Source organism: Neisseria animalis, assembly GCF_900636515.1.
In the GTDB taxonomy this organism is placed as follows: Bacteria; Pseudomonadota; Gammaproteobacteria; order Burkholderiales; family Neisseriaceae; genus Neisseria; species Neisseria animalis.
Map to the genome: position 1 here is coordinate 1,007,313 of NZ_LR134287.1, position 22,926 is coordinate 1,030,238.

General features: G+C 55.1%; 19 protein-coding genes. 6 read left to right on the plus strand and 13 right to left on the minus strand.

The window, feature by feature from the left end; translation table 11 throughout:
• The first annotated feature begins 137 nt into the window (after window positions 1-137).
• Complete coding sequence (locus EL111_RS04790; protein WP_123794784.1) at window positions 138-1,040, plus strand: LysR family transcriptional regulator; 903 nt, start codon at window positions 138-140, stop codon at window positions 1,038-1,040.
• Between the two features lie 168 nt (window positions 1,041-1,208).
• On the opposite strand, the gene EL111_RS04795 is transcribed toward EL111_RS04790, so the two are convergent.
• The 9 genes from EL111_RS04795 to EL111_RS04835 form a co-directional block, all read right to left on the minus strand.
• Window positions 1,209-2,195, minus strand: coding sequence for an aldo/keto reductase (locus tag EL111_RS04795; protein ID WP_123794783.1), 987 nt, complete (start codon window positions 2,193-2,195; stop codon window positions 1,209-1,211).
• 251 nt (window positions 2,196-2,446) lie between these two features.
• Window positions 2,447-3,403, minus strand: coding sequence for a Gfo/Idh/MocA family oxidoreductase (locus tag EL111_RS04800; RefSeq protein ID WP_123794782.1), 957 nt, complete (start codon window positions 3,401-3,403; stop codon window positions 2,447-2,449).
• A gap of 89 nt (window positions 3,404-3,492) precedes the next feature.
• The gene (locus EL111_RS04805; protein WP_123794781.1) at window positions 3,493-4,347 is read right to left on the minus strand and encodes a class III extradiol dioxygenase subunit beta; all 855 of its coding nucleotides are present in this window, start codon (window positions 4,345-4,347) and stop codon (window positions 3,493-3,495) included.
• Window positions 4,348-4,369: 22 nt separating this feature from the next.
• Window positions 4,370-4,765, minus strand: a complete 396-nt coding sequence (gene ligA / locus EL111_RS04810) for a protocatechuate 4,5-dioxygenase subunit alpha (protein WP_123794780.1) — start codon at window positions 4,763-4,765, stop codon at window positions 4,370-4,372.
• 100 nt (window positions 4,766-4,865) lie between these two features.
• The gene (locus EL111_RS04815; protein WP_123794779.1) at window positions 4,866-5,795 is read right to left on the minus strand and encodes an amidohydrolase family protein; all 930 of its coding nucleotides are present in this window, start codon (window positions 5,793-5,795) and stop codon (window positions 4,866-4,868) included.
• A 183-nt stretch (window positions 5,796-5,978) separates the two neighbouring features.
• Window positions 5,979-7,148 (minus strand): 4-hydroxybenzoate 3-monooxygenase, encoded by a 1,170-nt coding sequence (pobA, locus tag EL111_RS04820; protein ID WP_123794778.1) that lies wholly within the window; start codon window positions 7,146-7,148, stop codon window positions 5,979-5,981.
• 209 nt (window positions 7,149-7,357) lie between these two features.
• On the minus strand, window positions 7,358-8,056 hold the full coding sequence (gene ligK / locus EL111_RS04825) for a 4-carboxy-4-hydroxy-2-oxoadipate aldolase/oxaloacetate decarboxylase (RefSeq protein ID WP_123794777.1): 699 nt from the start codon (window positions 8,054-8,056) through the stop codon (window positions 7,358-7,360).
• A gap of 2 nt (window positions 8,057-8,058) precedes the next feature.
• Window positions 8,059-9,090 (minus strand): amidohydrolase family protein, encoded by a 1,032-nt coding sequence (locus tag EL111_RS04830; protein WP_123794776.1) that lies wholly within the window; start codon window positions 9,088-9,090, stop codon window positions 8,059-8,061.
• Window positions 9,091-9,172: 82 nt separating this feature from the next.
• On the minus strand, window positions 9,173-10,501 hold the full coding sequence (locus tag EL111_RS04835) for an MFS transporter (protein WP_123794775.1): 1,329 nt from the start codon (window positions 10,499-10,501) through the stop codon (window positions 9,173-9,175).
• A gap of 306 nt (window positions 10,502-10,807) precedes the next feature.
• Between EL111_RS04835 and EL111_RS04840 the strand changes: the two genes are divergently transcribed.
• From EL111_RS04840 to EL111_RS04855, 4 genes are all read left to right on the plus strand, one after another.
• On the plus strand, window positions 10,808-12,604 hold the full coding sequence (locus EL111_RS04840; RefSeq protein ID WP_197717774.1) for an FAD-dependent oxidoreductase: 1,797 nt from the start codon (window positions 10,808-10,810) through the stop codon (window positions 12,602-12,604).
• 575 nt (window positions 12,605-13,179) lie between these two features.
• Window positions 13,180-13,974 carry a shikimate dehydrogenase family protein gene (locus EL111_RS04845; RefSeq protein ID WP_123794773.1) on the plus strand — a complete coding sequence of 265 codons (795 nt, stop codon included), beginning with the start codon at window positions 13,180-13,182 and terminating at the stop codon, window positions 13,972-13,974.
• 172 nt (window positions 13,975-14,146) lie between these two features.
• Complete coding sequence (locus EL111_RS04850) at window positions 14,147-15,832, plus strand: FAD-dependent oxidoreductase (protein WP_123794772.1); 1,686 nt, start codon at window positions 14,147-14,149, stop codon at window positions 15,830-15,832.
• Window positions 15,833-16,210: 378 nt separating this feature from the next.
• The gene (locus EL111_RS04855) at window positions 16,211-17,023 is read left to right on the plus strand and encodes a sugar phosphate isomerase/epimerase family protein (RefSeq protein ID WP_123794771.1); all 813 of its coding nucleotides are present in this window, start codon (window positions 16,211-16,213) and stop codon (window positions 17,021-17,023) included.
• A gap of 139 nt (window positions 17,024-17,162) precedes the next feature.
• On the opposite strand, the gene cysI is transcribed toward EL111_RS04855, so the two are convergent.
• The 4 genes from cysI to EL111_RS04875 form a co-directional block, all read right to left on the minus strand.
• Window positions 17,163-18,935 carry an assimilatory sulfite reductase (NADPH) hemoprotein subunit gene (gene cysI, locus EL111_RS04860; RefSeq protein WP_123794770.1) on the minus strand — a complete coding sequence of 591 codons (1,773 nt, stop codon included), beginning with the start codon at window positions 18,933-18,935 and terminating at the stop codon, window positions 17,163-17,165.
• A gap of 154 nt (window positions 18,936-19,089) precedes the next feature.
• The gene (pncB, locus tag EL111_RS04865; protein WP_123794769.1) at window positions 19,090-20,316 is read right to left on the minus strand and encodes a nicotinate phosphoribosyltransferase; all 1,227 of its coding nucleotides are present in this window, start codon (window positions 20,314-20,316) and stop codon (window positions 19,090-19,092) included.
• A gap of 100 nt (window positions 20,317-20,416) precedes the next feature.
• Entirely contained in the window at window positions 20,417-21,268 is an 852-nt protein-coding gene (locus EL111_RS04870; RefSeq protein ID WP_123794767.1) for a segregation and condensation protein A, read from the minus strand.
• The gene (locus tag EL111_RS04875; RefSeq protein WP_123794766.1) at window positions 21,265-22,044 is read right to left on the minus strand and encodes a tRNA threonylcarbamoyladenosine dehydratase; all 780 of its coding nucleotides are present in this window, start codon (window positions 22,042-22,044) and stop codon (window positions 21,265-21,267) included. Before EL111_RS04875 ends, EL111_RS04870 begins: the two co-directional genes overlap by 4 nt.
• A 231-nt stretch (window positions 22,045-22,275) precedes the next feature.
• Between EL111_RS04875 and EL111_RS04880 the strand changes: the two genes are divergently transcribed.
• Window positions 22,276-22,740: a universal stress protein gene (locus EL111_RS04880; RefSeq protein WP_123794764.1), complete on the plus strand. Its 465-nt coding sequence runs from the start codon at window positions 22,276-22,278 to the stop codon at window positions 22,738-22,740.
• Window positions 22,741-22,926 lie beyond the last annotated feature (186 nt).

Below are 22,926 nucleotides of genomic sequence, written 5' to 3' on the forward strand. Positions count from 1 at the left end.
TAACAAAAACGCATAGAATAGTGTTTTGTGATATAGTCATCTTGTATCGGACAAGGTAAAGCTAATATAAACAAACCGGTATAGGCAGTTGGCCGTTATGTATTGAGCAGGTATTAATCTTAAGTTAGAGAAAAAGCATGAATCTAAAACAGCTTCAATATTTTCAATCTATCGCTCGCTCCGGCAGCTATACTCGTGCTGCTGATGAACTTGGTGTAGCACAGCCGGTTTTGAGTCGCCAAATACGTTTGTTGGAAATCGAGCTGCGTCAAAATCTGCTTACTCGGCATGGACGCGGTGTTACTTTAACTGAATCCGGCCGTATTTTGCTTGAGCATTGCCGTATTATTTTGCAACAAATCGAGTTGATAAAAGAGGATTTGAACCATAACAGCGGCAAATTGGGTGGACATATTGTTTTGGGATTGCCTCCTACCCCTGCGAAATTGTTGTCTCTACCTTTGATTAAACGCTTCCGCAACGAGCTGCCGGATGCACAATTAAGGATTACTGAAGGGCTGAGCAACCAACTGCAAGACCGCCTGCAACAGGGAAAAATCGATATGGCGTTGCTGTACGATCCGCAATATTCGCCGGATATCGACAAATTGTTGGTGCATGAGGAGCGTTTGTATTTGGTTGCTCCGAAAAGTGATACAGAAATCGATGAACAAGGTATTCAGACAGCACAGGAGTTGGCTGAGTTACCACTAATTATGCCTTCGGCACCGAATACTTTCCGGGTTTTGGTAGAAGATGAAATGGCGAGGCATAACAGTCAACCCAATATTATCTTGGAAATTGACAGCGTGGAAACCATGCTGCAATTGGTTGCAGAAGGTATGGGTTATTCGATTTTGTCGCAATATTCGATTGAGCTGATGAATTACCGTGACCGTATCCGTTTTATACCGATTGAACAGCCGAAATTTACCAGCCGTTTGTTTTTGGCAACTTCCTCCAAGCGTGCGCTGACACGTACTCAAAGAGCAGTTATTTTGATGTTGAAACAATTGCGAACAGATTTAGTAGGTAAATGAAAAAGCCGTCTGTAAAACAAGACTCTGTTTTGCAGACGGCTTTTTATTGTGTTTTGCTGACATTAATCTAAAAAATATAGTCATTTAACACGGAGTGGCAAGATTTTGCCGGTTCGGGTTTCTAAATGGGGTTAAGCCGGTGGAGCAATGAGTTTGCTGTATTGATGTTTAATATTCTTCCGTATCAATTTCAGCTTGGGTGTTTTCCGGATAGCGGGCACCTTTGACATTGCTGGAGCAGATAATTTGACCGGCCTGCCGTAACAACTCTAAGGGAATGTCTAAAGCAGCCGCTGCGATATTGTCGGTCAGGTGTTGCAGATTGGTAGTACCCGGAATCGGCAGGATATTGTCGGACTGAGCCAGCAGCCATGCCAAACCGAGTTGCGCGACAGTGCAGCCTGCTTGATTGGCAAGAATTTGCAGTTGGTCACGCAGTTGCAGGTTGGACGGATAATTTTCTGCACTAAAACGTGGCATAGAACGGCGGATGTCTTTTTCAACCAATGTTGAGATGTCGCGTAAATTTCCTAAGAAACCACGGGCAATCGGGCTGAAGGCAACAAAGGCAATGCCCAAATCTTGCGTTTTTTTCAATACGGCGATTTCGGGATTGCGCGTCCATAAAGAGTATTCGGTTTGTACTGCGGCAATAGGATGTACAGCATGGGCTTTGTGCAAGGTGTCGGCAGAGACTTCCGATAAGCCGATGGCACGGATTTTGCCTTGTTCGACCAAGCGGGACAGTGCGCCGACACTTTCTTCAATCGGCACGTTTTTATCCCAGCGGTGCAGGTAATAAAGGTCAATCACATCGGTTTGCAGACGGCGTAGTGACTCATCAGCTTGGCGGATTAAGGTTTCTGGGCGACCGTCGATGACACGTTTGCCGTTTACACCGCCCATGCCGCATTTGCTGGCGAGCAGAATTTGGCTGCGGTAGGGCTTGAGGGCTTGGCCGACTAGGGCTTCATTCGCTCCGAAGCCGTAAAGAGTGGCGGTGTCGAAATGGTTGTAGCCCAAATCAATGGCATGGTGCAGCAGGGTCACGGCATCATTTTCGGACGGCGGTGTACCGTAGGCGTGGCTTAAATTCATGCAGCCGAGACCGATGGGGCGGACAGAGGTGTTGTGCAGGGTACGGTTTTGTGGCATGTGGATTCCTTTGGGAGATGTTTGTCCGAAAAGGGTTGGCATCATTATAGTTATGTAACACAGACTGATACATTATTACTGCCTTATCTTAATTCTGTGTTGTTCGACCATGGTAGGTTGAGCTTTGGTTTAGCAAGCTCTGTGAGTCCAAAGTTATTGAGTCATGGTTAGAATTTTGGACTATATGCTTCATCAAACATTAAAAGGCCGTCTGAAAATATCTAAAATTTGCAGACGGCCTTAAAAGAAATTCAACCTTCCAGCTGTTTTTCCAATTCGTCCAATACTTTGTAGCAGTTGATTACGCTTTCTACGCTGGAATTGGGTTGGCGGCCTTCGCGGATGGCGGCGAAGAATTCGCGGTCTTGCAGCTCGATGCCGTTCATGGATACGGCGGTTTTGCTCACGTCAATCGGTTCTTCTTTGCCGTTGACCAAGTCGTCATAGCGGGCGATGTAGGTGCCGTTGTCGCAGATGTAGCGGAAGAAAGTGCCCAAGGGGCCGTCGTTGTTGAACGAGAGCGACAGGGTGCAGATGGCGCCGTTTTCAGCCTGCAATTGGATGGACATATCCATGGCGATGCCCAATACGGGGTGTTTCGGGCCTTGGATGGCGTTGGCTTTCACCACTTTGCTGCCGGTTTGGTATTGGAACAAATCCACGGTGTGGGCGGCGTGGTGCCACAGCAGGTGGTCGGTCCAGGAGCGCGGCTCGCCTTTGGCGTTGGTGTTGGTGCGGCGGAAGAAATAGGTTTGCACGTCCATTTGCTGGATATTCAATTCGCCTGCGCTGATTTTGTTGTGCACCCATTGGTGGCTGGGGTTGAAGCGGCGGGTGTGGCCGACCATGGCAACCAGGCCGGTTTCTTTTTGTACGCGCAGCACTTCTTCGGCATCCGCCCAAGAGTCGGCCAGCGGGATTTCCACTTGCACGTGTTTGCCGGCTTTCAGGCATTGCAGGGTTTGCGCGGCGTGCATTTGGGTGGGGGTACACAAAATCACGGCATCCAATTCGGGCAGTTCGAGTGCTTTGGCCAAGTCGTCGGTAACGAAGCCGATGCCGTATTTGTCGGCTACGGCTTGGGTTTTGGCCATGTCGCGGCCGATGAGGGCGACGACTTCCACATCGGGGATGTTTTTGATGCCGTCGAGGTGTTTTTCGCCGAACGCGCCGGCACCGGCGAGGGCGGCTTTGATGGTTTTGCTCATTGGGTTTCCTTTCAATGGGTGGTTGTTGTTGGCGGGGCTTGGGGAGGCCGTCTGAAAACCATGATGGCGTTTTCAGACGGCCTGACGCATTATTTCTCCGGTGCTTCCAAAATCAGATGGCCGACCGCGGTGTTGGATGCGGGAACGTGGTAGAAGCGGTGTTTCACCACCGGCTCTTCGCCTTCTTCGCACATGGCGGCGCGGGCAATCAGCCACATCACCAGCTCGATGCCTTCGGAACCGGCTTCGCGCACATATTCCACATGCGGTTTTTCCGCCAATTCTTTCGGGTCGGCAATCAGGTCGTCCAAGAACCGGTTGTCCCATTCTTTGTTGATCAGGCCGGCGCGCGGGCCTTGCAGCTGGTGGCTCATGCCGCCGGTACCCCAGATGTGGACGTTCAGGTCTTCGTCGTAGCATTCCACGGCTTTTTTGATGGCGCGGCCCAAATCGTAGCAGCGTTGGCCGCTGGGCACGGGGTATTGCACCACGTTTACATGCAGCGGAATCACTTTGACCGGCCATTTTTCCACGTCGCCGAACATCAGCGTCATCGGCACGGTTAAGCCGTGGTCGACTTCCATTTCGTAGCACAGGGTCAGGTCGAAGCCTTGTTCGATAACGGAATGCGCCAGATGCGAGGCGAATTTCTGGTCGCCTTCCACAGCCGGTACGGGGCGCGGGCCCCAGCCTTCGTCGCTGGGTTGGAAGATGTGGTTCATGCCCAGGGCAAAGGTGGGAATCAGGCTGAAGTCGAAGTTGTTGGTGTGGTCGTTGTACACCAGAATAATGATGTCGGGGCGGTTTTCCTTCTGCCATTCTTTGCTGTAATCGTAGCCTGCGAACACGGGTTTCCAGTAGTCTTCGCCGGTTTTTTTCAAGTCTGCGGCCACGCCGATGGCGGGAACGTGCGAGGTGTAAACGCTTGCGGTGATTTTTGCCATGATGTCTCCTTTCAGACGGCCTTCATTCGGATTTTTGTTCGTGCAGATAGCGGTTGCCTTCGATGCTGCGGCCGCCGTTAATCATCATGTCGCGGTATTCCTGCTCGCTCATGCCGGTCATGCTGCCCGCCATTTGCTGGAAGGTCAGGCCGTCGGTGGCACCGATTTTCGCCAACACATAAATATTGCCGCCCAAATCAATCAAGCGGTTCAAATCGCGGGCGATAACGGCGTCTTTCTGTTCTTCGGTCATCGGCCACTGATCCATATAGGCGCGTTGGTCGGTTTTGAAGCGTTCGCGGTTTTCAGCTTTCATCAGCGACATACAGAATTGGTTTAAATGATAGCCTTGGCTGGCGCGTTCGGAATCGAAAATGCGCGTGCCCGGAATGTCTTTGTAAGGCTTGTCGAGTGCCATGAGATTCTCCTTTTGTATGGTCGGGTTTCAGACAGGCTTGCCATGCACGGTAATGTGAAACTGCAGCATCGTTGTGCCGTAAAAAGCCTGTCTGAAAGATTTATGCCTGACTGCCGGACTCTTCCGGCCAATACAGGCGCATCGGATTGTCTGCCAGCAGTTTTTGGCGTTCGGCTTCGGTGGGCGCGATTTGGGCAACCCAGTCCACCAGCAGGCCGTCGTCGGGCATGTGGTCTTTCAGGTTCGGATGCGGCCAGTCTGTGCCGAACAAAACGCGGTCGGGAAATTCCTGCATCAGGCGGCGGGCAAACGGCACCACGTCGGTATAGGCCTGCTGTTCTCCGTTTAAGGCTTTGGGGCCGGTGTTGCTCAAACGCTCTGGGCAGGAGAGTTTGCTCCAGAAATTCGGGTTTTCGCGCATCAGTTTGACGAATAATTCGAAATCGCCGCCGTGCGCGGGCTGCGATACGTCGGGTCGGCCCATATGGTCCACCACCACGGTGGTCGGCAGCGAAGTAAAGAAATCATAGTATTCAGCCAAGTCTGCCGCTTCAAAATAAATCACGATGTGCCAGCCCAAAGGGGCGATTTTGTCGGCGATGGCGCGCAGGGTATCGACCGGCGCGGTGTCAACGAGCCGCTTGACGAAATTGAAGCGCACGCCGCGCACGCCCGCTTCGTGCAGCCGCTGCAATTCTTCCTGCGTAACACCGGCTTTTACCGTGGCTACGCCGCGCGCCTTGCCGCCCGCAGCCTGCAATGCGTCGACCAGGGCGCGGTTGTCCGCACCGTGGCAGGTGGCCTGCACGATGACATTGCGTGAAAAACCCAGATGGTCGCGCAGGGCAAACAGTTTTTCTTTGCCCGCGTCGCAGGGGGTGTATTTGCGCTCGGGGGCGTAGGGGAATACGTCTCCCGGCCCGAAAACGTGGCAGTGCGCATCCACCGCGCCTTGCGGCAGTTGCAGCTTGGGTTTGGACGGGTTGGGGTGGAAATCCAGCCAGCCCGGCGTTTTTTCAAATGAACTCATGCGTTATCCTTTTTTCGGAACAGGTTTTTTCAGACGGCCTTTTGTTTCGGCATCCGTAGCATTTGTAGGCCGGGTTTCAACCCTGCACCGTCAGATTGAATGTGTTGTTCCGGTTTTGCCGGACTGAAGCCCGGTCTGCGGCTTTCTTTTTTCCGGCGCAAGTTTTTTCAGACGGCCTTCCCGTCAATACGGCAGGCCGACGTAGTTTTCCGCCAGCGTTTTTGCGCCGTTTTCCGTGAGTACCAGCTGGTTGAATTCGGCTTCCTGCATTTTTTGTTCGAAGTCGTCGCTGTCGGGGAAGGTGTGCAGCAGCTTGGTCATGTACCAGGAGAAACGCTCGGCCGCCCACACGCGCTTGAGGCAGCGGGCGGAATAGCCGTCGATGCCCGCCGTGCTGCGGTTGTGGTAATAATCGGCCAGCGCGTCGGCCAGACATTGCACGTCTCCCGCCGCCAGATTCAGACCTTTCGCGCCGGTAGGCGGCACGATATGTGCGGCATCGCCCGCCAGAAACAGCTTGTGGTAGCGCATCGGCTCGCTCACAAAGCTGCGCAGCGGGGCGATGCTTTTTTCCAGACTGGGGCCGGTTACCAAACGCCCGGCTGCTTCCGGATAAAGGCGGTTTTTCAGTTCCGCCCAAAAACGCTCGTCCGGCCAGTCCTCCACTTTGTCGGTCAGCGGCACTTGCAGGTAGTAGCGGCTGCGGGTTTCCGAACGCTGGCTGCACAGGGCGAAGCCGTCGGGGTGTTTGACGTAAATCAGCTCGTGCGACACCGGCGGCGTGTCGGACAAGAGGCCGAGCCAGCCGAAGGGGTATACGCGCTCGTAGGTTTTCAATACGTCGGCGGGAATGCTTTGTCTGGATACGCCGTGGAAGCCGTCGCAACCGGCGATAAAGTCGCAGTCGATGCGGTGCGTTTGGCCGTCTTTGGCGTAGGTAACATAAGGCGCGTCGGTGTCGATGCCGTGCAGGGCGACGTCTTCCGCTTCGTAAACGGTCAGTCCGCCTGTGGCCGCACGCGCGTCCATCAAATCGCGGGTGACTTCGGTTTGCCCGTACACCACCACGCTTTTGCCGACGGCTTCGGTGAAATCCACGCGGTATTTCTCGCGGTCGAACACCAGCTCTACGCCTTCGTGCACCAAGCCTTCGCGGTGCATCCGCTCGGCTGCGCCCGCTTTTTCCAAACCTTGCACGGTGGTGTGTTCCAATACGCCCGCGCGGATGCGCCCCAGCACATATCCGCTGCTTTTACGCTCCAGAATGATGTTGCTGATGCCTTGTTTGTGGAGCAATTGGCCGAGCAGCAGGCCGGAAGGGCCGGCACCGATAATCGCAACTTGGGTTTTCATGGGCTTTCTCCTTTGTTTTTTTGTGTGAAACGGTGTGGTGAAGCGTTTCAGACGGCCTGTTTGGTTTCGGCCTTGTTTTTATGGTGTTTGGGGGCAGGCCGGGGATTTTGCCCGGCATGTTGTTTTGTCAGGGTATTGCCGGACTGAAGTCCGGTCTGCGGGGTTGCTGCTTTTCAGACAGGCTTTTATCCCAACCTGTCTGCATACCGTCAGTCAATATATTTCAAACCGGCTTTTTCCAAGCCCTCGCGCATTTTGTAGTAGTCCAAACCGAGTATGCCGGAGGCGAACAACTCGCGCTTGCTGCCTTCGCCGGCTTCGCGCGCTTCGGCTTTGTCGGCCACTTCCTGTGCACGTTCGGCCGGTACGACCACTACACCGTCGATGTCGGCAATTACGACATCACCCGGGTTGACCAACGCGCCCGCACACACCACGGGTACGTTGACCGAACCCAGTGTAGCTTTGATGGTGCCTTTGGCGTGGATGGCTTTGGCGAATACGGGAAAACCCATGGCTTCCAAGTCGGCCACGTCGCGCACGCCGCCGTCGATAATCAGGCCTTTGCAGCCTTGCGCTTTGAACGAAGTGGCCAGCAGGTCGCCGAAAAAGCCGTCTGTGTTTTCGGTGGTGCAGGCGGCAACGGCCACGTCGCCCGGGCGCAACTGCTCGGCAGCCACGTGCATCATCCAGTTGTCGCCCGGTTGCAGCAGGATGGTAACGGCGGTGCCGCAGATTTTCGCGCCGCTGTAGACGGGGCGCATATAGGGTTTCATCAGGCCGGTGCGCCCCATGGCTTCGTGGATGGTGGCTGTGCCGAAACGCGACAGTTTTTCTACCGCGGCCGGGTCGGCGCGCTTGATATTGCGTTTGACCACGCCTAATTGGTTCGGATATACGTCGGTCATGTTTACATTCCTTTCGATTTGAGCAGGGCATCCAAGCGCGGGAAGACGCGGCGGGCGTTGCCTTCGTATATTTGGTGTTTGTCTCCGGCGGAAATGTTTGCCGCTTCGATGTAGCGTTTGGTGTCGTCGAAGTAGAAGCCGGTGCGCGGGTCGATGTCGCGTACCGCGCCGATCATTTCGGAGGCAAACAAGATATTTTTGTTCGGCATCACATCCAGCAGCAGGTCGATGCCGGGCTGGTGGTAAACGCAGGTGTCAAAGAAGATGTTGTTTAAGAGATGTTGTTCCAACTCGGGCTTTTTCAGCACCATTGCCAAGCCGCGGAAGCGTCCCCAGTGGTAGGGCACTGCTCCGCCGCCGTGCGGAATGATGAAGCGCAGGGTGGGGAAGTCTTTAAACAAATCTCCTTGCAGCAGCTGCATAAACGCGGTGGTGTCGGCGTTCAGGTAGTGCGCGCCGGTGGTGTGGAAGCAGTGGTTGCACGAGGTGGAAACGTGAATCATGGCGGGGATGTCGTATTCCGCCATTTTTTCGTAAATCGGATACCAGTATCTGTCGGTCAGGGGCGGGGAAGTCCAATGGCCGCCGCTGGGGTCGGGATTGAGGTTGATGCCGACGTTGCCGTATTCGTTGACGCAGCGTTCCAGCTCGGCGATACAGGTTTCGACCGGCACGCCGGGGCTTTGCGGCAGCATGGCGACGGGAGCGAAATTGTCGGGGAAGAGCTGCGATACGCGGTAGCACAATTCGTTGCAGACGGCAGCCCAAGCGGAAGACACTTCAAAGCCGCCGATGTGGTGCGCCATAAAGCTGGCGCGCGGAGAAAACAGGGTCATGTCCGCGCCGCGCTCTTTCATCAGGCGCAGCTGGTTTTTCTCGATGGTTTCGCGCAATTCGTCGTCGCTGATTTTGAGTTCGCCTGCTTTGGGCATTTGCGACGGGTTGCCGATGGCGGCGATTTGCTTGTTGCGCCAGGCTTCCAATGAAGGCGGCGCGGTGGTGTAGTGGCCGTGGCAGTCGATAATCAGGCTCATGTTTTTTCTCCTGTGGTGTTTTTCAGACGGCCTGCTGATGAAAAGAATGAGGCCGTCTGAAAAGGTTGGATATGAAACGTGTTCAGCTGTTGCCGTAAACTTTTTGTTTCACCAGCAGGCAAACGGCCATGATGACTGACGGTATCGCCAAGATGATGAAAATGCTACCGAAATCCAGTTTCCATTGCAGCAGCAGGCCGGTCAGGAAAGTGCCTGCAATCGCCCCAAAGCGGCCGATGCCCAGCATCCAGGATACGCCGGTGGTGCGGCACTCTGCCGGGTAAAATTTGGCGGCCAGCGCAGGCAGCGAGGATTGGGCGGTGTTTTGGAATACGCCGGCAATCAAGACCACGGCAACCAGCATGCCCAAGCCTTGGCCGATCGACCAGCCGATAAAGGCTACCGACACGGCGGTTAAAAGGGACAGCAGCGCAATCAGTTTGTTGCCGTTGAATCTGTCCATCAGGTAGCCGTTGGCAATCGCGCCCAAGCCGCCCAAGGCGAACAGGCCGGAAATTTTCGGGCCCAAATCGGCAGGCATACCGGCTTCGCGGAAAATCACCGGCATCCAGTTAATCATGGCATAGAAAATAATCAGACCCATAAAGTAGCTGATCCACAGCATAGTCGAGCCTAAGCGGAAGTGGCTGCCCAGCACCATTGCCATCGGGTTGCTGCTGACCGCTACGGCTTTTTTACCGTCGATCACAAATTCGGCGTTGTCCAAATTGGCCTGCGGATTGATGCGGTGCAGAATCCGGCGGATTTCTCCGGCCGGTTTTCGGGTTACCGCCAAATAGGAAACAGAACGCGGCATGATGAAAATCATCAGCACCCCCAAAGCCAAGGGCAGCAGGCCGCACCACATAATTGCGGTTTTCCAGCCGTAGGCCGGAATCAGCCATGAAGCGAAAAAACCGCCGGCGGCCGCGCCGATGGGAAAGCCGGTATACATGGTGTTGACGATAGTGGCGCGGCGGTGTGTCGGGCAGTATTCGGTCAGCAGGGTAACGGCGGTCGGCATGGCCGCGCCCAAGCCCAAGCCGGTGATGAAACGCAAAACCGACATCTGCGCGATATTTTCCGCCCAAGCCGAAGCGGCGCAAAAGCCCGAAAACAACAGCACGGAAGCGGTTAACACCAATTTGCGCCCGAACTTGTCGGCCAAGGGGCCGGAAGTCATCGCGCCGATGGCCAGACCGAACAGCGCGGCACTCAACACCGGCGCGAGCTGGCTTTTTTCAATACCCCAGTCGTCGAGCAGGCTGGGGGCGATGTATCCGATGGCGGCGGTGTCCATGCCGTCGAAAAACGCCACCAGAAAACAGATGATGAAAATCATCCATTGATAGGGGGAAAATTTGTTTTCGTCCAAAAAATGCTGGACGTTTATTGTGCGCGTCGCACTCATGATGTTTCTCCTCGCAGTCCCGGATGTAGTCTTGAGAAATCCGTATATAAATGTTTTAGTTTGTCCGACAGATTATTGGCGATATTGGTGTTAAGTAAAAGCATGTCTTTCTACTAAGAGTTATAACAAAACCGTATAGGCAGAATATACCGAGGCCGTCTGAAAATAATATTCAGACGGCCTTTTGAATCCGAATATAGCACAAATGCCGTTTCCGCATATGAGTTATAAGCAAAACAATATGGCTGTTCTCCGTCAGCCCGTTACAATTTGAACGGTTACAACCCGCTATAAAAGGTACGGATGATGACGCACACGAAGACACATACCGAATGGCAGTGCGACGTTTTGATTGCGGGCAGCGGTGCGGGCGGTTTGGCGGCTGCGGTGACGGCGGCGCACCACGGCTTGAAAGTCATCGTGGCCGAGCGTGCGGCGGTTTGCGGCGGTGCAACGGCGCGTTCGGGCGGTTGGGCTTGGGTGCCGGGCAATCCGCTGGCGAAGGCCGACGGCGTAAACGAGCCGCGCGACGATTTCCGCAATTATCTGAAAGCCGTTATCGGTGAAGCCGGCTACGACCACGAGCGCATTGAAGTGTTTCTGGAAAACGCGCCGCATATGGTGGGCTTTTTTGAAAACTTCACGCCGCTGAAATTCACGCCCGGTGCGAAAATCTGCGACATCTACGGCAAGCTGCCCGGCGCGGGTACGGGACACCGTTCGGTGGCCGCCACGCCGTTTTACGCCGCGTCGCTGCCCAAACACCTGCTCGGCATCCTGCCCGACCAGTTCAAAATGACTTCCTTCTGGGGCATGGGCATCATGGCCGGCCCCGACCTCGGCCATTTCCTCAATGCCATGAGAAATCCGCGCAGCTTCGCTTATGTTGCGCGGCGCACGGCGGTGCATATCTGGGACAAAATCGTCCACCGGCGCAATATGCAGATGGTGAACGGCTTGGCACTGATTGCCAAGCTGGTTCAGGCTGCCGACGAAAAAGGCGTGCAAATCAAGGTCAATTCCCCTGTTGGCGAATTATTGTTTGACGAAGGCGGCCGCGTGTGCGGCGCATTGCTCGACACGCCCGAAGGCAAGGTCAAAGTGCATGCCGCACGCGGCGTGGTGTTGGCTACCGGCGGCTATCCGGCCAATATCGGACGGCGCAAAAACTTCCCGCGCAATCCCGACGGCCGCCACCATTGGACGCTCGCGCCCGACGAAGCAGACGGCGCAGGCTTGGCGTTGGCCGAAAGCGCGGGCGGTTATTTGGACGACAGCGGCCGCTCGCCCGCCGCGTGGTGTCCCGTATCGCTGGTGGACTTCAAAGACGGCAGCACGGGCGTGTTTCCGCACATTGCCGACCGCGCCAAGCCCGGCGTAATCGGCGTGCTGCAAAACGGGCGGCGTTTTGTCAATGAGGCCGACGGCTATTACGACTACGTTTCCGCCATGATACGGGCGGTGCCGGAGGGCGAAACCGTGCAGTCGTGGCTGATCGGCGACGCACGCGTCATCCGCCGGTATATGTTCGGCTACGCCAAACCGCGCCCGATTCCGCGCCGACTCTACACCCGCCGGCTCAAATGCGTGGTGCAGGCCGATACTTTGGACGGATTGGCGGAGCAATGCGGCATCGATCCGGTCGGGCTGATGAACACCGTCGCCCGTTTCAACCAAAACGCCAAAAAAGGCATTGACCCCGATTTCGGCCGCGGCGAAACGCCGTTCAACCGCTACGGCGGAGACGCGTCCGCCGGTTTTCCCAATCCCTCGCTCGCCCCTTTGGGTAAAGGCCCGTATTACGCCGTGCGCGTGCTGCCCGGCTCGTTCGGCACTTTTGCGGGCATCGCCGTGAACGCGCGCTCGCAAGTCATCCGCGCCGACGGCGGCACGGTGGACGGCCTCTACGCCATCGGTCTCGACCAGAAATCGGTATTCGGCGGCAACTACCCCTGCGGCGGCATCAACATCGGTCCCGCCATGACTTTCGGCTACGCCGTTGCCCGCGATTTGGCCGGTGCGCGGCGTTACGAAGACGACAACAGCGCGGCACCGTCGCCCGATTACCAAGGCAGCCTGCATGTTGATACGCAGGCCGTCTGAAAATCCGGTTGAAACAGTTTTTCAGACGGCCTTTCGGATACCGAAGAATAAAAGCTGCAAGGATTGCGGCATGGATTTTAGTTAATTGTCGGATTGGCTTTACGCTTCGTCGCCATGCAGCTGCGCACCGTATGTTTTGAAGCACACTTGTCGCAGAAAAGGTAAGTTGGTTTTGATGCAATATTTTGAAATTATTGAATATTGTGTTGGATTTTCAACCCAATCTACAGCTTGTTTGCCATTCGGTAGGGTGCATGCCGAAGCATGCACGCGTTGCATAATGGGACAGGGAAAGGTTCAAACCGAAGGTGGCAAATCAAATCGGCAAGTCATTTAAATCAAAACAAATATGCCGTCTGAAAATGTTTCAGACGGCATAAGAGCCAAGCCCGACCGACGCATGCATGCAAGGGCATGCGCCCTACGCGGGGAATTTGGCGTTCCATGCAGGCTGCGGCGTGTTGATAATGCTTGATTGTTTTAATGGTATCTGCGCCTGTGGATTATTTTATCGAAAAAACTTTTCAGGCAGCCTGAAATCCTGATAAGCAACCGTTCAAACAAAGGAAAATACGATGAAACTGACACTCAACGGCTCAACCCGTTTGTATTTCGTGGTGGGCGATCCGATTGCCCAAGTCAAATCTCCCGAAGGCATGACTGCTGCGTTTCAGGCAGCCGGCATCAACGGCGTGTGCCTGCCCGCCCACGTTGCGCCCGAGGATTTGGAAGACTGGGCTGCCGGTATCCGCCGCATGAAAAACGTCGACGGCCTGATGGTTACCGTGCCGCACAAAATCGCGTTTACCGGATTGTGCGACAGCATTTCCGACACCGCCCGTTTTTTGAATACCGTCAACGTGGTGCGCTTCGATGGCAGCGGCTGGCACGGCGATATGTTCGACGGACGCGCCCAAGTGGAGGCTTTGCTGAAAAACGGCGCGGTGCTGCAAGGCAAAAAAGCTATTCAGGCAGGCGCGGGAGGCGCGGGTACGGCGATCGCCCATGCGCTGGTGATGGCGGGCGTGTCCGAGTTGGCCGTCGTGGAAACCGACGCGCCGCGCCGCGACAGCCTGATTGAGCGTTTGAACAGCTTGGGCAGGGCGAAAGTGTATGCCGGAACGTCCGATCCGGGCGGTTTCGACATTGTGGTCAACGCCACGCCGATGGGTATGAAAGAAGGCGATCCTCTGCCGTTTGACGGTGACAGGCTCACGCCGCAAATGTTTGTCGGCGATGTCGTGACCTATCCCGACACCGCATGGATTGCCAAAGCCAAAGCGCAAGGCTGCCGCACCGCCACCGGCTTGGATATGTATGCGGCGGTACGCGATTTGATGGCGGCGTTTTTATTGGAAGGCAAGGTTTAGGCCGTCTGAAAAACCGCATGGGATGCATTCCTGCGTATCGTTAAGAAAGCCGGTTTTCAACAGCCGGGTTGTTTGCCGGCCCAACGATAAGCTCGAATCATCAGGCCGTCTGAAAAAACTGTATGGGATACGCCCCGGCGCATCAGGCTGTATTCCTTTATCGGAGAAGCACATGAATACCACACAACAAGTTGATTTGCTCGTCATCGGCGGCGGCGCGGCAGGCATGACGGCCGCGCTGACGGCCAAACTCGAAGGTTTGAATGTTTTATTGTGCGAAAAAGAGCCGTATGTCGGCGGCATTACCGCCACTTCCGGCGGTACGACCTGGGTGCCCGGCACGCATTTGAGCGTGAAGGCGGGCGTGCCCGACACGGTAGAAGCCGCACGCGAATTTTTAAGCCATGTCTGCCAAGGCAAAAACGGCGAAGCGTTGCGCGAAGCCTTTCTCGCTTCCGGCCCCGAGATGATTCGGGAGCTGGACGAAAAAACCGAAGTGAAATTTGTGGCGGCGCAGGCGCATCCCGACTACATCGGCCCGCTGCCCGGCGAAGCCTACGGCGGCCGCGCACTCGCGCCGGTAGCGTTTGACGGCAAGCTCTTGGGAGAAGACTTCGACCGAGTGCGCCCGCCGCGCCGCGAATTTATGGGCTTGGGCGGCATGATGGTGAACCGCAACGAATTGGGTGCGCTGCTCAATCCCTTCCAATCGGCCGGCAATTTCAAAACCACCCTGAACGTGGTGCTGCCTTATTTCAAAGACCGCCTGAAATACAAGCGCGGTACGCGGCTGGTGATGGGCAATGCCTTGGCCGGCCGCCTCTATTACAGCCTGAAAAACGCGGGTGTGCCGGTGTGGTTTGATTCGCCCCTGAAGGAATTAATCGTGGAAAACGGCAAGGTTTGCGGCGCGGTGATTCTGCAAAACGGCCGCGAAGTGCGCGTATCCGCCGCCAAAGGCGTGGTGCTGGCCACCGGCGGCGCGGGTTGGAACAAATCGCTGCGCGAACGCTTTTTCCCGCAGGGTACGCCGGATTCGTTTGCCCCGCGCAGCAACAGCGGCGACGGCATCGCAGCGGGCGAAGCGCTCGGCGCGGCATTGGAAAACACCGACAGCCCCGCGCTCTGGTTTCCCACTTCGTTCAAACAGGAGCGCGACGGCTACCAAGCCATGTGGCCGCACATCATTCTCGACCGCGCCAAACCCGGCCTGCTGGCAGTAGCATCCGACGGCAAACGTTTCGTCAACGAAAGCGACTCCTACCACGACTTTTCCACCGCCCAGCTGCAATACAACAAGCACACCCCCGCGCTGCCCGCCTATCTGATTGTGGACGAAGCCTTTATCCGCCAATACGGCTTGGGCTTCATCATGCCCGGCGGCAAAAGTCTGGGCAGTCATCTGGCACGCAATTATCTGACCCGCGCCGACAACTTGGACGAATTGGCACGCCGCATCCGAGTGCCTGCCGACGCACTCAAAGCCACCGTGCGGCGTTACAACGAACAGGCCGTACGCGGCGAAGACAGTGATTTCGGACGCGGCACCAGTGCGATGAACCGTTTCAACGGCGATGCCGCCGTGCAGCCCAACCCCTGCCTGCGTCCGCTGGCGCAGCACGGTCCCTATTTCGCTCTGGCGGTGCGCCCTGCCGATTTGGCGGGCAGCGTCGGCCTGTCGTGCAATGAATACGGTCAAGTCTTGAAAGCAGACGGCAGTACCATCGAAGGCCTGTTCGCCTGCGGCAACGATTTGGCCTCCATCTTCCGCGGCACCTATCCGGGGCCGGGTACCACCATCGGCCCGGGCATGGTGTTCGGCTGGCGGATTGCCAAGTTTGCGGCGGGGAAGCTGTAAACCGTCAAAGTTTCAGACGGCCTTGCCGTACACGATAAAGATTGGACGGGTTGCCGGAAACAATTGTCCGGCAGCCATCCATTCCACGGGGCAGAAAGGGGGAGGATGGTTGCTGGTGGAACAATATTGGTTATATCCGAAAGCCCGGCCCACTCCCCAGCCCTCTCCCGTAGGAGGGGGAGTGGGTTTCAGGCTGCATTAAGGAGATGTGGCTTGGGTTGCAAACCTAAAGGAATCTTTAATGATTTCAAAATGTCGGGCATAAACACAACCTGCCTTTTCCCTATGCCGTAAGGCCGTCTGAAAGGAAAAATATCGTTTTGCAAAGTTTCAGACGGCCTGAAAAAACTTCAAACCGATTATTTAAGGAGAAACATCATGACACGCCCCATCGGCATCGCACCGCTCAGCGTATTGGGCACCGAGCCCGTCGAGTTCATTCAGGCAGCCGCCAAAGCAGGCTATGACTTTATCGGCCTGCGTACCCGTCCGGTAACCGATACCGAAAAAGACTTCAACCTGCTGCACGGCAACCAACGCCTGAAAGAAGTGTCGGCGGTTTTAAAAGACACCGGCATGAAAGTAGTAGACACCGAATTTCTGGCCATCGGTGAGCAGACCAACGCCGACACCTGGCTGCCGATGCTGGAAGCCGCCCAAGCCCTCGACGCACAAACGCTCACCGCCACCATCGTCGATCCCGACTTGGCACGCGCGACCGCCGTGATGGCAAAGCTGGTTGAAGATGCAAAAGCCTTTCAGTTGAACATCACTTTGGAGCCGATTTCCTACCAAACCGTCAAACAGCTCGCCGAAGGTGTCGAAGTGGCCAAACAAACCGGCTGCCAAGTGCTGTTCGACACCCTGCATTTCCACCGTGCCTTCTGCGGCTTGGAGCAGATTACCGCCGCCCAACCTTATTTGGCTGATATGATCCAGCTGTGCGACGGTATTCTGGCCGACCGCGCCGACACCCGCGAAGGCTTGATTGAGGAATCGCGCGCCAAACGCTATGTGCCGGGCGAAGGCGATTTCAAACTCGCCGAATGCGTGGCACTCCTGCCTGAAACCATGCCCGTCAGCATCGAAGTGCCGAACCCCAAATTCGCCGAGCTGGGCTTGGAGGGTTGGCTGAAATATTTGAAAACTGCAACCGAAAGTGTTTTGAAAAGGGCGGATAAATTGCGTTGATTGGTAAGGAGTAGATGTTTTAAGCTATTACTATTATTTCGAATAACGACAACACCAGAAAGGCCGTCTGCAAAATTAAGAATTTTGCAGACGGCCTTTGTTTTTTTCCCTTCTATTTTTCTAATTGCCGACTTGGCGGTTATGCCTGCGCTATCCAGAAATCGCGCGGGGCATCGAGCACGGGTTGGACGATGCCGGTGCGGACGGCGAAATCGCCGAAGCCTTCGCCGGTTTCGCGGTTTTTTGCCCAAGCGGAAATCCATTCTTTCAGAATGTCCAAAATCTCCGGTTCGGTGATGTTTTCTTTAAACAGCCGCGGCAGCCGGGTACCTTGGCGGTTGCCACCGGTGTAGAGGTTGTAGCGGCCGACGGCTTTGCCGACTAAACCGATTTCGGCCAGCATGGAGCGGCCGCAGCCGTTCGGACAGCCGTTGACGCGCAACACGATGTAGTCGTCGCTCAAGCCGTTTTCTGCCATGATTTCATCGATTTTGTCGGAGAATGCGGGCAGGAAGCGTTCGGCTTCGGCCATGGCCAGCGGGCAGGTCGGCAGGGCGACGCAGGCCATGCTGTTTTCGCGCTGGCGGCTGACTTTATCGCTGATGAGGCCGTGTTCGCGGGCGATTTGCTCGATTTGGGCTTTTTGTGCTTCGGGTACGTTGGCGACAATCAGGTTTTGGTTGGCGGTAAGGCGGAAGTCGCCTTTGTGGACTTTGGCGATTTCGCGCATGCCGGTTTTCAGCGGGCGGCCGGGATAGTCGAGCAGACGGCCGTTTTCAATGAATAAGGTCAGGTGCCAGTTGCCTTCTTCGCCTTGCACCCAGCCGATGCGGTCGCCGCGCGAGGTGAAACGGTACGGGCGCAGCGGTTCGAATTTGGCTCCCATGCGGTTTTCTACTTCGTCGATGAATACTTCCAAACCGACACGTTCGATGGTGTAGCGGGTTTTGGCGTTTTTGCGGTCGCTGCGGTTGCCCCAGTCGCGTTGGACGGAGACGACGGCGGCGGCGCAGTCGAGTACTTTGTCCAAGCCGATAAAGCCGAATTCGCGGGCGGTATTGGGGTAGGTTTTGTGGTTGCCGTGCTCCATCGACAGGCCGCCGCCGACCAGTACGTTGAATCCGGCCAGTTTGCCGTTTTCTTCGATGGCTATGAAGTTTAAGTCGTTGGCGTGCAAATCAACGTCGTTGTGCGGCGGAATGACGACGGTGGTTTTGAATTTGCGCGGCAGGTAGTTTTTGCCCAATACCGGTTCGGTAGCGTCGCCGCTTTTTACGGCATCGGCAAGCGGTGTTTCTGCCAAATCTTCGGTGGAGTGCAGCTTTTTCCCGTCCAGCCAGATTTCGGCGTAGGCACGGGTTTTCGGCAGCAGGTGTTCGCTGATTTTTTTCGCCCATTCGTAGGCTTCTTTGTGCAGGCTGCTTTCAACGGGGTTGCTGGTGCAGAGTACGTTGCGGTTGACATCGCCTGCGGTGGCGATGGAATCCAGCCCCAGTTCGTTGAGCCATTGGTGCATGGGTTTGATGTCGTCTTTCAGTACGCCGTGGAATTGGAAGGTTTGGCGGTTGGTCAGACGGATGGAGCCGTAGAGGGTTTTTTCTCCGGCAAATTGGTCTATGCCCAGCCATTGTTCGGGTTTGATGATGCCACCGGGCAGACGGCAGCGCAGCATGACGTTTTTGAGGTTGTCGAGTTTTTGTTCGTTGCGTTCGGCGCGGATGTCGCGGTTGTCTTGTTCGTACATGCCGTGGAAACGGATGAGCTGGAAGTTGTCGCCGTTGAAACCGCCGGTCAGACCGTCTTGCAGGTCTTCGGCGATGGTGCCGCGCAGGTGTCGGCTGTCGCTTTTCAGGCGTTCGTTGTCGGCAAGGGGTGCGTCGGGCAGTTTGGCGCGTGGGTCGTTGGTGGTCATGGTCGCTCCGGTTTGTTTTGATAGTGGGTCGGACGATACTGTACCGATGCCGTCTGCAAATGGGAAAGAATGGTTGGTTGTAATTAAAGATGATTTTGTTATATTGTTTTGGCTGAAATGGAAAACGGCATACTGTGGTATGCCGTGGTGGGGGTTATTCGGATTGTCCGGGGTCGGTAACTTCAAATACTTGGCGCAGGTAGGCGAGGAAGGTGCTGTTGTTGGTCATGGTTTTTCCGGGGCTGTCGGAGAGTTTGGCAACGGATTGGCCGTTGCATTCTACCAGCTTGAGGACGATGTTCAGCGGGGTATGACCGACATCGTTGGTCAGGTTGGTGCCGATGCCGAAGCTGGTTTTGAAGCGGTCTTTGAAATATTGGTGTAATGCCCATGATTTGTCGAGGTCGAGGCCGTCTGAAAAAGTGAGCATTTTGGTGCGGCTGTCGATTTTGAGCTTTTGGTAATGTGCGTGTGCTTTGTCGCCCCATGTATAGGGGTCGCCGCTGTCGTGGCGCAGGCCGTCGAAGAGTTTGGCGAAGTAGAGGTCGAAATCGCGCAGGAATGCATCGATGCCGACGACATCGGTCAGGGCAATGCCGAGGTCGCCGCGGTATTCGTGCACCCATGCTTCGAGGGCGGCTTTTTGGAAGTTTCTCAGGCGCACGTCTAGGGCTTGGAATGCTTGTAAAAATTCGTGTGCCATGGTACCGATGGGGAAAATGCCGAGTTGTTTGGCAAGGTAGACATTGCTGGTGCCGCGGAAGATGTCGGGCGCTGCTTGGTGCAGGGTGCGGACGACGTGTTCCTGCCATGAGCGGTTGTAGCGGCGGCGTGTGCCGAAGTCGGAAACGAGAAAGGGCGGGTCGTTGGGGTTTTGTGTGGCGGCGATTTCTTTCAGGCGTGCGGCTTTGATTTGCAGACGGCGTTCGCCTTCTTTGAGGATTTCGGGTGTTTCGAGACGGCGGAAGTAGAGTTCGTTGACGATGGCTAAGATGAAGATTTCAAAGAACATGGCTTGAATCATCGGGCCTTCGATGCGGATGTTCAGACGGCCTTTGTCGTCGCTGCCGACATGGACGAAGCGGCGTTGCAGTTGGAAGAGTTCGAGGTAGTCGACAAAATCGCTTTTGATGAAACGCAAGCCGCGCAGGTAGGCAAGTTCGTCTTCGGTAAAACGCAGACGGCATAAGGCATCTAATTCGCGCTCGAAATCTTCCTGTATGTCGGAAAGCGGGTAGGGCATTTCGGCATTGCGGCAGCGGAATTCGTACACGCTGTGGGTTTGCGGAAATTGGTGCAGTACGACTTGCAGCATGGTGAATTTGTACAGGTCGGTGTCGAGCAGGGACTTGATAATGGGTGTGTGTACGCTTGGATTCATAGTGGTCTCGTTTGCCGGATAAGCAGTTGCGGTATGCTTTATTAAACCATGTTTGCGGTGTGTGGTGTGTGAGACTGTGTAAAAGCCGTCTGCAAAATGATTAGGAGGACTCTGCTTCTTCGGTTAATGTAGTGTCTGTTTCTTCCTGTTTGATGTGGATTTCGATTTCGCCGAAATGATCGGGTTGGACAATCCGTACCAAACCTTCTTTGGCCAACTCGAGCAAGGCGATAAAGTTGACGACGACATAAGCAGCCCCTTGTTCGGGTTTGAATAGTGCGGAGAAACAGCAGAAACCCCGTTCGTTCAGCCGGCGCAGAATGCTGCTCATTTGGGCGCGCACGGAAATGGCTTCGCGCACGACAGAATGGTTTTGGGTATGTTTGGCGCGGGAAAGGATACCCAGCCACGCTTGGGTTAAATCCGCTACATATACTTCCGGCAGTTTGGCTTCGACGGCGATTTCCAGCGGCAGGTGCGCCCATGCGAAATCCCGCCCGGCGCGAGGCAGCGCATCCAAACCTTGTGCGGCCAGTTTCATTTGTTCATACGCCAGCAGACGGCGCACCAGTTCGGCACGGGGGTCTGCTTCCTCCTCTTCGATTTCTGCCGGGCGGGGCAGCAGCAGCCGCGATTTGATTTCAATCAGCATGGCGGCCATCAAAAGATATTCCGCTGCCAAATCAAACTGATAGGCTTCCATTTGCGCGATATAGTGCAGATATTGCTCGGTAATCTTTACCATCGGAATATCCAACACATCAATATTCTGCTTACGAATCAAATACAACAGCAAATCCAGCGGCCCTTGGAAGCTGCTTAATACGACTTCCAAGGCATCAGGCGGGATAAACAGGTCTTGCGGAATATCGGTAACAGGCTGCCCGAATACCCATGCTACGGTATTTGCAGACGGCATTGAAGACGGATTGGTGTGGACGGCGGTATTCATTTTTTATCCGCTGCAATATGGTCAATGGCTGCTTGCGCGCAATACAGGCCGAAAGTTGCGGTAACCAGCATACTGGCACCATACCCGGCACACGACAAGCCCTGCGGCGAGGTATCGGCGGCACAGGCTTCTCCCGACTGGGGCGGAGTAATGTTTTCGGTGGAATACACACAAGGCACGCGCATTTTGGCTTGGGTGTCGCGGGTAAAACCGTAGCGTTTGCGTAAAGTGTAGCGCAGATTGGCGAGCAAGGGATCGTGGGTAACGCGGCTTAAGTCGGCAGTTTGAATCAGCGACGGATTTTTTTGTCCGCCCGCGCCGCCACTGAGAATAAAGGCTTGGCGGTGTCGGACAAAATAAGCCGCCATCGCCGCTTTGACACGCACTTGGTCGATGGCGTCAATCACAAAGTCAAAGCCGTCTGCAAACAGCGCATCGAGATTGTCTTCAGTTACAAAATCTTCGATTTCGGTAACGCGGCATTGAGGATTGATTTGGGTAATGCGCTCATTCAATGCAGTAACCTTCGCCTTACCGAAATCATTTGTCAGCGCATGCAGTTGGCGGTTGACATTGGATTCGGCAACATTGTCCAAGTCGATTAACGTCAGCTTGCCGATGCCGCTGCGGGCCAAGGCCTCAACCGCCCAAGAACCGACACCGCCCACGCCGACCACGCAGACGTGTGCTTGGGCAAAACGCTGTAAGGCAGAGTCGCCATATAATCTGGCAATACCGCCGAAGCGGCGCGAGGAAGTAAAATCGGTTTCAGACATGGTAGTTTGTGCTAAATCAATAAACAGACGGATAATCCGCACACACCGCAGAAAAACGCTGTACGGACAGATAAGGCGTATTATACTTGAAAGCTGGAAGACTGTTGTGTATAGTCAGTGCCAATGTCCGCCCGCATGGAGCGGTTTGAGCGGATAAAGCAGTTCAGTATCGGAATTTCCGCCTTCAATCCCATTCAGCCGTTCAGTGCGGCGTATAAAAGGAGAACAAATATGTACAAGCATTTAGTTGTTGCCGTTGACGGTAGCGAAACTTCTTTGAATGCATTGAAACACGCCGCAGACTTGGCGCGTACCAATGCAGCCCGCCTGACCTTGGTACACGTTGCAAACCCTGCCGAATACATGGCTTTGGCACCTGAATTTTTACAACACGAAAGCTACGAAGCAGCCGCCGTCGCACAAGGTACGGAAGTATTGGAAAGCGCAGAAGCAGCCGCCCGTGAAGACGGCGTGGAAAACATCGTCAAACACCTGCTGGTTGCCAACAAAGGAGCTCGCGAAATGGCGCAGGAATTGGTGGACTACGCCGATGAAAACGGCGCGGATCTGCTGGTGTTGGGTACGCACGGCCGTACCGGTCTGATGCACCTGCTGATGGGCAGCTTTGCCGAAACCGTTATGCGCCAAAGCCATCTGCCCTTGCTGATTATCCGCAGCAAAGGCGAAGATGCCTGATTATTTCTGTTGAATAAACCAAAAAGGCCGTCTGCAAATATTTGCAGACGGCCTTTTTGGTTTGGATTTGAGCCTGAATAGGATTATTAAGAGAGCAGGAAAGATCAGGGTTATACCGTCTAATCATTATTTAAAAAAACAAATATATAGAATGTTTTTCAGCGGCTGATTACATCATAATCTGAT